This window comes from Robiginitalea sp., assembly GCF_049588695.1.
Lineage (GTDB): Bacteria > Bacteroidota > Bacteroidia > Flavobacteriales > Flavobacteriaceae > Robiginitalea.
The window spans coordinates 1-10,558 of the sequence record NZ_JBAVZJ010000181.1 but is presented as its reverse complement, the minus strand read 5'-3'; the positions used below and the strand labels follow the sequence as shown (position 1 = coordinate 10,558).

Below are 10,558 nucleotides of genomic sequence, written 5' to 3'. Positions count from 1 at the left end.
CTTCAGAAGCAGGGGTCTTCAGTGGAGTGGAAGGACGAATAAGGATGCTTTCTTTCTGACGCACACCTCCCTCCAAAAGAAAATCAAACAGCACCTTTTTCCGTAAAGCGCTGTTTTCGATAAACTTTAAGCTTCGATGCATATAAACATAGTTACCGTACTCTTTTTGAATATAATAAGGATGGTATTTTCCTGTATCGTCTCCCTGAAAAACCAGCGTTCCCCGATCCATGTTTTCGATGTACTTGATGCCCAGCAGCAACTTTAGATTGACACTTTGGCCATTCCTGCCCTCGGCATATTTGTAGTCAGCTTTGAGCACGGCAAAGTTGCTGGCATCCACATAAAGCGTTCCCGCATACTTCGACTTCCGCTTCCGCGGTGTAAAGCGGACTGCATAGACGTAAAAACCGTTGAAGTAGGTCGGTTTTACCAATTCATATCGATACATATTTTCATCCAGAAAATCACCGAGTCGATTTTCGTCCTCAAACCCGGCCAATGCGAGAACATCCGATATCCTAACGTTGAGGGCTTTCGCGCTTATACTGTCCCCATAACCTGATTGCGCCATTTCATCGCTCATGGAAATACTGTCCTCTACTGTGATTATTCCTGTTTTAACTTTATAGGTTTGGGTGGTATCCAGGTGTGAAAGGATAATCTTCTGTGCTTTCTCCTGTAATTTATCTGTAGTAAAGTCATTATTGGCATCCATCAACTCTGTTGCCCGGTCTACCCAAATCAGGCTGGTATCCCTTAAATCCCTATACTGCCCGTTAAAATCAAAGAATGAGACGGCGCGACTATCCGTGATGTATCGCCCCAGGGCATTGAGTTCTTCCCGGGCTTTTGCGAGCTGTTCTTTATCCAGTTCAGAATCCTTTTCGACTTCGAGATCGAGTTGCTCCCAATTCATATATTCCGATTCCCGATAAAAAAAAGAATAATTGCGTTCGTCCAGATTGTAGTTTAGAGGGATGTTTTCATTGACTTTTCGCACGATCTCATCGGCATCGGGGATGCGCTCTCCGATACGCACTTCATTGAGGCGGATGGCTGCAGGGGTTAAACGGAGGATTTGATTTTCCGTTAAGGCATTTGCGGGGATTTCCAGGGTTTCGTAACCCATACAGGAAATTTGAACAGTTTCTGCGCTCAGGCCCGCTGTATCCAGGTTGAAATACCCCTCTTCATTTGAAATAGTGCCTTTATTTACCCCCGTCACTATGGTGGCAAAGGGAACAGCTTCCCCGGTTTGTCCATCGACAATACGGCTGGTCAGGCTTTGTGCAATCCCTGCAGGTGCCAGGGCAAACAAAAGAACCAGGAGTAAAAAGAATCTCATACCCAATAGAAATTTTTAATTAGACGAAGTCTGATTTGAATTGTTACACAGGACCCCGTAATACAATAATGCCTGGGGTGGTCAAAACATGAGTAGCAGGAGATCACAAATAGGGCTATATTTGCCCTTCTTTTGAAAGATAAAAGATCTTGAACCATAGATATCATATCATATGAAAGCAGGCATTGTCGGGCTCCCAAACGTAGGCAAATCTACATTGTTTAACTGTCTTTCGAACGCCAAGGCACAAAGTGCGAATTTCCCCTTTTGCACTATTGAGCCCAATCTGGGCGTGGTCAATGTCCCGGACCCGCGGCTGCAAACGCTGGAAAACCTCGTCGGTCCACAACAAGTGCTGCCTGCCACGGTAGAAATTGTGGATATCGCAGGCCTGGTTAAAGGAGCCAGCAAAGGGGAGGGGCTCGGGAACCAGTTTCTGGGGAATATTCGTGAGACGGATGCCATTCTTCATGTATTGCGATGTTTTGACGATGATAATGTGGTTCATGTGGATGGTTCCGTAGACCCGATCCGGGATAAAGAGACCATCGATATTGAACTGCAGCTCAAAGACCTGGAAGCCGTTGAAAAAAAACTGGAACGTGTTGGACGTGCCGCCAGGACGGGCAACAAAGAAGCCATGAGTGAAGCTCAGGTCCTTGAAACATTGAAGAAAGGCCTGGAACGGGGGGTGTCGGTTCGGGCTATCGATGTGGACGCCGATGCCTATGATGCCTATGTGAAGCCTTTGCAGTTGCTTACCGACAAGCCCGTGCTTTACGTATGTAATGTGGATGATCAGTCTGCGGTTAGTGGAAATGCGCATGTAGATCGGGTAAAGGCCGCAGTCGCTGATGAAAATGCCGGAGTACTCATACTGGCCGTCGGCACAGAAGCCGATATCAATGAATTGGAAACTTTTGAAGAGCGCGAAATGTTCCTGGAGGACCTCGGCCTGGAGGAACCCGGATCTTCAAAACTGATCCGGGCCGCGTATTCCCTTCTAAATCTGCAGACCTATTTCACGGCAGGGGAAAAAGAAGTCCGGGCCTGGACAATCCCAGTAGGTGCGACAGCGCCTCAGGCCGCAGGGGTGATCCATACCGATTTTGAAAAAGGCTTTATACGTGCAGAGGTCATCGCCTTTTCAGATTACGAAACGCTGGGCAGCGAGGCAAAAGTTCGGGAAGCCGGTAAAATGAGGGTTGAGGGCAAAGAATATGTGGTGCGCGATGGAGACGTTATGCACTTTCGCTTTAATGTCTGAGCCCGGTTTATGTTGACGTGAGGGTCCGAGATTGTAGACTATCAACATTTTGGACGGGTCCTTTGTTAATTACTTTAACTACCCTGCATTTTGATTTCATCCCCTAAATTTTATATTAGCATGGGTAAACCCCCTATTTATGGCGCAAACGCAGTATACCGAAGATAATATACGGTCCCTGGACTGGAAAGAGCATATTCGTATGCGCCCCGGAATGTATATCGGAAAACTCGGGGATGGCTCCTCCCAGGACGACGGCATCTATATTCTGCTAAAGGAAGTTATCGATAATTGTATCGATGAATTCGTGATGGGGGCGGGGAAAACCATAGAGATTGGCATTAAAGAAGAGCGGGTGACCGTCCGCGATTTCGGAAGGGGAATTCCGCTCGGGAAAGTGGTGGACGTGGTTTCTAAAATGAATACCGGGGGGAAGTACGACACCCGCGCTTTTAAGAAATCTGTCGGCCTCAATGGTGTAGGTACCAAAGCCGTAAATGCCCTTTCGTCTTATTTTCTTGTCGAATCCAGCAGGGAGGGGAAATCGAAAACAGCGATCTTCGAACGTGGAGAGCTTCAGGACGAAGAAATGCTGGAGGAGAGTTCCAGGCGCCGTGGGACCAAGGTTTCTTTTATCCCCGATACTGAAATCTTCAAAAAGTTTAAATACCGCAGCGAGTATGTAGAGCGAATGTTGCGCTACTACGTTTATCTCAACCCGGGTTTGACCATTATTTTTAACGGGGAGAAATTCCACTCTGAAAACGGCCTGAAAGACCTCCTGGAGGACTACAACAATCCTTCAGATTTTCTCTATCCGGTGGTACACCTCAAAGGAAGTGACATAGAAGTAGCCCTTACGCATAGCAGGACGCAGTACAGCGAGGAGTATCACTCCTTTGTCAATGGGCAATACACGACTCAGGGGGGTACCCATCAATCTGCATTCCGGGAAGCACTTGTAAAGACTCTGCGGGATTTCTACGGTAAGAATTACGACGCTTCTGACATCCGGAAATCGGTGATATCCGCCATATCGATCAAGGTTATGGAGCCGATTTTCGAAAGCCAGACCAAGACAAAACTGGGCTCGACGGAAATGGGAGGTGATTTGCCCACTGTACGCACGTATATCAATGATTTTGTTGGGCGCAACCTCGATAATTATCTGCATAAGAATCCCGAGACCGCCGAGAAAATCCAGCGTAAGATCATGCAGGCGGAAAAAGAAAGGAAAGAGCTCTCCGGGATTCGTAAACTAGCCCGGGAAAGGGCTAAGAAAGCCAGTCTGCACAATAAAAAACTCAGGGATTGCCGCATTCACCTGGACAGCATGAAAAGCGACAGGCGGTTGGAAACCACACTCTTTATCACAGAAGGGGATTCCGCATCGGGTTCAATAACGAAGTCCAGGGACGTCAATACGCAGGCCGTCTTTAGCCTGAGGGGTAAGCCCTTGAACTCCTATGGGATGAGTAAAAAAATCGTCTATGAAAACGAAGAGTTCAATTTGCTCCAGGCGGCACTGAATATCGAAGATTCCATAGAAAACCTCAGATATAACAATATCGTGATCGCCACGGATGCCGATGTGGATGGTATGCACATCCGTCTGCTGCTCATTACCTTTTTCCTTCAGTTTTTCCCGGAGCTCATCAAGGAGAATCACCTCTATATCCTTCAAACACCCTTATTTCGGGTAAGGGACAAAAAACAAACCATCTACTGTTATAGCGAAGAAGAAAAGCGAGAAGGTATCGCCCGCTTATCGGGAAAACCCGAAATCACCCGTTTTAAGGGCCTTGGTGAAATATCTCCGGATGAATTCAAGCACTTTATCGGGGATGACATTCGGCTGGAGCCCGTGATGATGGACAAAGCCATGTCGATTGAAGAGCTTTTGAAATTTTATATGGGCAAGAATACACCCGATCGGCAAGGGTTTATTATCGATAACCTCCGGGTGGAATTGGATTTAGTCGCAGAATAACAAAACTTAAAAGATAGCTTCTTTCTTTTATGGAAGAAAACGAATCCCCTCAGGGGCCACATGAAGAGTCGCAGGATCAGGAAGCCCTAACACGGGTAACCGGAATGTACAAGGACTGGTTCCTGGATTACGCTTCCTATGTTATTCTGGAACGCGCAGTGCCGGCCATTGAGGATGGTTTTAAGCCCGTACAGCGTCGTATCATGCATTCCCTAAAGGAGATGGATGACGGGCGGTACAACAAGGTTGCCAATGTTGTGGGGAACACCATGCAATACCATCCACATGGGGACGCGAGTATTGCAGACGCTTTAGTGCAATTGGGTCAGAAAGATATCCTGATCGACACCCAGGGAAACTGGGGAAACATTCTTACCGGGGATGGGGCAGCGGCTTCCCGATATATCGAAGCGCGCCTTTCCAAATTTGCCCTTGAAGTTGTTTTTAGCCCCAAAATCACCGAATGGCAGCTCTCATATGACGGCAGAAGGAAGGAGCCGGTGCACCTGCCTGTGAAATTTCCACTATTACTTGCACAGGGAGCAGAAGGGATCGCTGTGGGGCTTTCCACAAAAATATTACCCCACAACTTCAACGAACTTATAGAGGCTTCTATCAAGCACCTTAAAGGGCAGCGTTTTAAGTTGTATCCTGATTTCCCGACGGCTGGAATTATAGATGTCACCAATTACAACGACGGGGAAAGAGGAGGTAAGATTCGGGTGCGCGCCAGGATCGCACAGGAGGATAAGAATACTCTGAAAATAAGTGAGATACCACACGGAACTAACACCTCTAGTTTAATAGATTCCATCTTAAAGGCCAATGACAAAGGCAAGATTAAGATCAAGAAAATTGAAGATAATACAGCTGCAGAAGTAGAGATTCTCGTGCACCTGCCTTCCGGTATTTCCCCGGATAAGACGATTGATGCCCTGTATGCATTTACAGCTTGTGAATCCTCCATATCCCCTCTGGGATGTGTAATTGAAGACAACCGTCCGATCTTTATTGGGGTTAGTGAAATGCTCAGGCGTTCCACGGAGCATACGGTAGAGTTGCTCAAGGCGGAACTCGAGATACAGTTGCAGGAACTTCAGGATCAGTGGCATTTCGCCTCCCTGGAAAGGATTTTTATTGAGAACAGGATTTATCGGGATATCGAGGAAGAAGAGACCTGGGAAGGCGTCATCCAGGCGATTGACAAAGGCCTTAAGCCTTTTACCGGGCACCTGAAAAGACCGGTTACTGAAGAGGATATTACCCGTTTGACCGAGATTCGAATTAAGCGTATTTCGCGTTTCGACCTGGATAAGGCCCAGCAACTCATCGATGGGCTGGAGGAGCGTATTGCCCAGACCCGGCATCACCTGGAGCACCTTACGGATTATGCGATCAGCTATTTTTCGGAGCTTCAAAAGAAATACGGGAAGGGGAGAGAGCGAAAGTCTGAAATCCGGGTCTTTGACGACATTGAGGCGACTAAAGTGGTCATTCGCAACACCAAACTATACGTCAATCGGGAAGAGGGTTTTGTGGGGACTTCTTTAAAAAGAGATGAATACGTTACCGATTGCAGCGATATCGATGACATTATCGTATTTACTGCTGCGGGTGAAATGATGGTCACCCGGGTGGACAGCAAGACTTTTATCGGCAAAAACATCATCCACGTGGCTGTTTTTAAAAAGAAAGACAAGCGCACCACCTACAATATGATTTATAAAGCGGGTAGGGGCGGTGCTACGTATGTTAAGCGGTTTAATGTAACTTCCATTACGCGTGACAGGATGTACAGCCTTACGGGGGATAAGGCCGGATCTCAGGTGTTGTATTTTACCGCCAACCCGAATGGAGAGGCAGAAGTGGTAACCGTCCTCCTGCGGCAGAAAGGCGGTATTAAAAAATTAAAATGGGACCTGGATTTTGCCGATGTAACGATCAAAGGACGTAATGCAAAAGGCAATATCGTCACGAAGTACCCCGTAAAACGCATCGAGTTAAAGGAAAAGGGGTTATCCACCCTCAAACCCCGAAAAATCTGGTTTGACGATACGGTTCAACGCCTCAATGTGGATGGTCGCGGGGAGCTGCTGGGGGAATTCACGTCCGATGACCGCTTGTTGATCCTTACCCAAAAAGGGATCGTCAAGACCCCGATACCCGAGCTTACCATGCATTTTGATTCCGACATGGTCGTGCTTGAAAAGTGGATTCCCGAAAAGCCGCTTACAGCAATCTACTGGGAGGGAGAGAAAGAATTATTTTACGTAAAGCGCTTTCTCATTGAAAACCCGGAAAAAGAAGAGTACATCCTGACTGATCATCCCAAGACCTACCTCGAGGCGATTTTCACGGATTACAGGCCTGTTGCCGAACTGGTTTTCGCCAAGAAACGGGGGAAAGAGCGTCGGGCGAACCAAACTATAGATCTGGAAGATTTTATCGGGATAAAGGGTATTACGGCCATGGGAAATCAGCTGACCCGGGATAAAGTTCTTGAGATTGAGGTGCTGGACCCCCTGCCCTATGAAGCCCCTGCAAAGAAAGCCCCAAGGGATATGGAAGTTATTGGGGAAGACGTCGTCGGGCCTGAGGCGGATTCCAAGAAAGCGACTAAAGACACTGGGACGAATTCAAAAGACTCGGACCAGCCCACCTTGTTCTAAAAGGCTTAATCGGTTTTAAAGGCTGTACCGCGTGAGGCCTGAGATTCCCCTACCAGCTTATATTCAAAAGTGTACGAATTGTCTGTGGTAGACAGGATTTTCATGTGGATGGGCTTCTCTTCCCCCGGAGACCCGGGATTCAAATTTGTCACGATATATTCACAGGGGTTGATCCATCGCACGGAAGCTGAGTCTGTTTTTCCCTGGTATTGGGAGACCTCGAGGTCCGCTGTGCGTTGGAAAACAGTCGTTTCTTCCACTCCGTCAATTTGTGCGGTGAATTGGAAAGTGCCTGTGTGAAAGCGCTCGCAGTCCCTTTGTGGTGGGGTACAAGCCGATATCAGGCCAATAAGGATAAGCAGCTGGAAGATTCTCATGGGGCAAAGATAAAACGATTTAGAGGAATCCTCCTTCTTTAGACTGGGATGGCAAATACTTTCTGAACCTACCGTCTTTATAGAATACGACAATAGACTCAATTTCAGATGTTGTAGGTGCCGGGCCCCCTTTACGCATTTCGGGTAGGGCATTATATTCATCTTCGGACGGAGGGATCTCCGATTCCGGGAAAATTCCTTTTCCATTTAAGAGCCAGTATAAATTCACCTCCGGGAATTCCCGGACTACCTTTAAGACAAAATCCAGGCTGGGTTTATTTCGGCCACTGAGCAAATGCGAAATACTCGAGCGCTGAACCCCTATGGCGTCCGCAAAAGCGGAAGCTGTCATCTCGTAATGCGAGAGGATTTGCTCCAGTCTTTCTTTAAAGGCAGCCGTGTTTACCATGATAACATCTTAAAGATTTTCAATTTGCTTTGGCTTTTCCAAAAGGATCGAATGGCGTAATAATATTTAAACTATTAATTATTTTAAAATATTGTAATACTTTGAAATATAAATAGATAAACTACTACATATTATTTTCATTTACAAATGTAACAAATTGTCTGTTCAGCCGCCCGGATAATCTTGAAAATGATTTATTTTCGTTTACACCTGTAACTAAATTCTGCCCTACCTTTACATCCAGCTTCTTGCATAATGATCGGTTTTTCAGAATACGAGCGGATAAAAGTAAAGGCCATTGAGGGGCGCTACCTGCCTCCTGCTCCTGTCTATAATTTTTTGAAAACTTCACAGTTTGCAAATGGGCTTGAGGTGGCTGGGCGGTCCGTGGAAGATCGGGAGATCTTTGCAGTAAAGTTGGGGAATGGACCGAATAGGGTTCTTGCCTGGTCTCAAATGCACGGAAACGAGTCTACTACTACTAAGGCTCTTTTGGATTTTATCCAGGCTTGCCAGTTGAATCCGCCCAGGTGGTTGGAAGGGGTCGAATTACTCCTAATCCCCATACTGAATCCGGACGGGGCAATGGCATATACCCGGTTTAACGCAAATAAAATAGATTTAAACCGCGACGCCCAAAAGCTCAGTGAGCCCGAAAGCCGTATACTCAGGCGATTGTTTGATTCGTTTAAGCCCCATTATTGCCTCAACCTGCACGATCAGCGGACGATTTATGGTGCAGGAACACCCCCGAGGTCGGCAACCCTTTCCTTCCTGGCTCCGGCCGCGGACCCCGAAAGGGGTTTTTCCGACTCCCGTAGGAGGGCAGCCGGACTTATTGGAATGATCGTCGAGTGTGCACAATCGGAAATTGGTATCGGGCGTTACGACGATACCTTTAATTTAGATTGTGTTGGGGATAGCTTCCAGGCTGCAGGGGTTCCGACACTTCTGGTGGAAGCAGGTCATTATCCCGGGGACTATGAGCGGGAGATCACCCGTTTTTATGTGTACAGAGCCCTTTGCAAAGCCATACAAGGTGTTGTGAGGGGTCCTGCCGCTTTCAGGCCGCTCTCGCAATACCGCGCAATTCCTGAAAACACAACTCCCTTTGTCGATATACTCGTGGAAAATGCACACTTGCTCTTGCCCGATCTCCCCTCCGGTCATAGATTGGGTTTGCAATTTGAAGAGGTGCTGCAGGAGGAAACCATTCATTTTCGACCCAAAGTGATCCATAAGGGTGCGCTTAGCGGCTTTTATGGGCATCGTGTTTTGGATGCACAGAAACGCGAAGATTTGGACCATTTAAATGGTCTGATCCCTTTTTCACACCCCTAAAAAGTATAACAACCTTAAAAATTTGCATATTCTTCAAAAGAATACGTGTTTTATTACATAATATTTCTTAAAAGTCTATTTTTGCATAAAAAGTATTGAAATGGCAAAAGTAAAATTAGATGAAATCGATCATCAGATACTCGATATGCTTATCGACAATACGCGGACTCCGTTTACCGATATCGCTAAAAAGCTATTGATTTCCGCCGGGACCGTTCATGTGCGGGTTCGTAAAATGGAGGAGTCCGGAATTATCAAGGGAAGTTCTTTGACCCTGGATTATGTGAAATTGGGGTACTCTTTTATCGCCTATGTTGGCATTTTTCTTGAAAAGACCCATCAAACCAAGTTTGTTCTCGAGCGCTTAACCGAAATCCCTTATGTTACCGTGGCACATATTACTACGGGGAAGTTTAATATTTTTTGCAAAATACGAGCGCGGGATACGAACCATGCAAAGAATATCATCTTTAAGATCGACGATATCGAAGGCATCAGCCGTACCGAAACCATGATTTCTCTCGAGGAAAGTATCAACGACAAAAAGCGCCTGATGCATACAATTTTTAATGAATTGTAAACTCTAAATACCCGATTCCATGCGACTTTCAGAACTTAAAGAAGGAGACTGTCCTGAGTATTACAAACCCTATCTGGAAGTGCTCCCAGATGCAGCCCTGCTGGAGTTGATGGAGCGCCAAATGGGAAATTTCCCGGAGTTTCTTGCTAGCATTCCGGGGGATAAGCTTTCCTTTCGATATGCCCCCGGTAAATGGAGTGTCTCAGAAGTGCTGATGCACATACTGGATACAGAGCGGATTTTCCAATACAGGGCCCTGCGTTTGGGCCGGAAAGATGCTACCCCCTTGTCGGGATTTGATCAGGACGAATATGTTCCTGAAAGTTTTGCAGAAGGGAGAACCCTCAAAGACATTATTCGCGAATACCGGGTAATTCGGGAATCTTCGCTTCTGCTTTTTAAATCCCTCCCGCCAGATCGGCTTTTGTTTACAGGAAATGCCAGTGGACAGGATATCAGTTTGGGCGCCCTTGGTTTTATCATGTGCGGGCACCAGAAGCACCACAGGAACATTCTGCGTGAGCGGTATTTGGGGCGCTGAGATTAATCGTCCAGTCCTAATTCAGCTTCAAGAGAC

At 46.8% G+C, this 10,558-nt stretch carries 9 protein-coding genes; 6 read left to right on the top strand and 3 right to left on the bottom strand.

Going from position 1 to position 10,558, the window contains the following annotated elements; all coding sequences use genetic code 11:
* The coding region (locus WBV75_RS04440; protein ID WP_424119446.1) for a carboxypeptidase-like regulatory domain-containing protein at positions 1-1,348 on the bottom strand (1,348 nt) is incomplete at its 3' end.
* A gap of 172 nt (positions 1,349-1,520) precedes the next feature.
* Between WBV75_RS04440 and ychF the strand changes: the two genes are divergently transcribed.
* From ychF to WBV75_RS04425, 3 genes are all read left to right on the top strand, one after another.
* Complete coding sequence (ychF, locus tag WBV75_RS04435) at positions 1,521-2,615, top strand: redox-regulated ATPase YchF (protein WP_424119445.1); 1,095 nt, start codon at positions 1,521-1,523, stop codon at positions 2,613-2,615.
* Positions 2,616-2,754: 139 nt separating this feature from the next.
* Positions 2,755-4,605, top strand: coding sequence for a DNA topoisomerase IV subunit B (locus tag WBV75_RS04430; RefSeq protein ID WP_424119444.1), 1,851 nt, complete (start codon positions 2,755-2,757; stop codon positions 4,603-4,605).
* 29 nt (positions 4,606-4,634) lie between these two features.
* The gene (locus WBV75_RS04425; protein WP_424119443.1) at positions 4,635-7,274 is read left to right on the top strand and encodes a DNA gyrase/topoisomerase IV subunit A; all 2,640 of its coding nucleotides are present in this window, start codon (positions 4,635-4,637) and stop codon (positions 7,272-7,274) included.
* Positions 7,275-7,279: 5 nt separating this feature from the next.
* On the opposite strand, the gene WBV75_RS04420 is transcribed toward WBV75_RS04425, so the two are convergent.
* Together WBV75_RS04420 and WBV75_RS04415 are read right to left on the bottom strand one after the other, a co-directional pair.
* On the bottom strand, positions 7,280-7,651 hold the full coding sequence (locus WBV75_RS04420) for a DNA topoisomerase IV (protein WP_424119442.1): 372 nt from the start codon (positions 7,649-7,651) through the stop codon (positions 7,280-7,282).
* A gap of 19 nt (positions 7,652-7,670) precedes the next feature.
* Positions 7,671-8,060 (bottom strand): helix-turn-helix transcriptional regulator, encoded by a 390-nt coding sequence (locus WBV75_RS04415; RefSeq protein WP_424119441.1) that lies wholly within the window; start codon positions 8,058-8,060, stop codon positions 7,671-7,673.
* A 255-nt stretch (positions 8,061-8,315) separates the two neighbouring features.
* Between WBV75_RS04415 and WBV75_RS04410 the strand changes: the two genes are divergently transcribed.
* From WBV75_RS04410 to WBV75_RS04400, 3 genes are all read left to right on the top strand, one after another.
* The gene (locus WBV75_RS04410; RefSeq protein ID WP_424119440.1) at positions 8,316-9,401 is read left to right on the top strand and encodes a M14 family zinc carboxypeptidase; all 1,086 of its coding nucleotides are present in this window, start codon (positions 8,316-8,318) and stop codon (positions 9,399-9,401) included.
* Positions 9,402-9,501: 100 nt separating this feature from the next.
* Complete coding sequence (locus tag WBV75_RS04405) at positions 9,502-9,981, top strand: Lrp/AsnC family transcriptional regulator (protein WP_424119439.1); 480 nt, start codon at positions 9,502-9,504, stop codon at positions 9,979-9,981.
* Between the two features lie 19 nt (positions 9,982-10,000).
* Complete coding sequence (locus WBV75_RS04400; RefSeq protein ID WP_424119438.1) at positions 10,001-10,522, top strand: DinB family protein; 522 nt, start codon at positions 10,001-10,003, stop codon at positions 10,520-10,522.
* Positions 10,523-10,558 lie beyond the last annotated feature (36 nt).

Coding starts and splice junctions, on each gene's coding strand:
- ychF (WP_424119445.1), top strand. CDS start 1,521: ATGAAAGCAGGCATTGTCGGGCTCCCAAACGTAGGCAAATCTACATTG.
- WBV75_RS04430 (WP_424119444.1), top strand. CDS start 2,755: ATGGCGCAAACGCAGTATACCGAAGATAATATACGGTCCCTGGACTGG.
- WBV75_RS04425 (WP_424119443.1), top strand. CDS start 4,635: ATGGAAGAAAACGAATCCCCTCAGGGGCCACATGAAGAGTCGCAGGAT.
- WBV75_RS04420 (WP_424119442.1), bottom strand. CDS start 7,651: ATGAGAATCTTCCAGCTGCTTATCCTTATTGGCCTGATATCGGCTTGT.
- WBV75_RS04415 (WP_424119441.1), bottom strand. CDS start 8,060: ATGGTAAACACGGCTGCCTTTAAAGAAAGACTGGAGCAAATCCTCTCG.
- WBV75_RS04410 (WP_424119440.1), top strand. CDS start 8,316: ATGATCGGTTTTTCAGAATACGAGCGGATAAAAGTAAAGGCCATTGAG.
- WBV75_RS04405 (WP_424119439.1), top strand. CDS start 9,502: ATGGCAAAAGTAAAATTAGATGAAATCGATCATCAGATACTCGATATG.
- WBV75_RS04400 (WP_424119438.1), top strand. CDS start 10,001: ATGCGACTTTCAGAACTTAAAGAAGGAGACTGTCCTGAGTATTACAAA.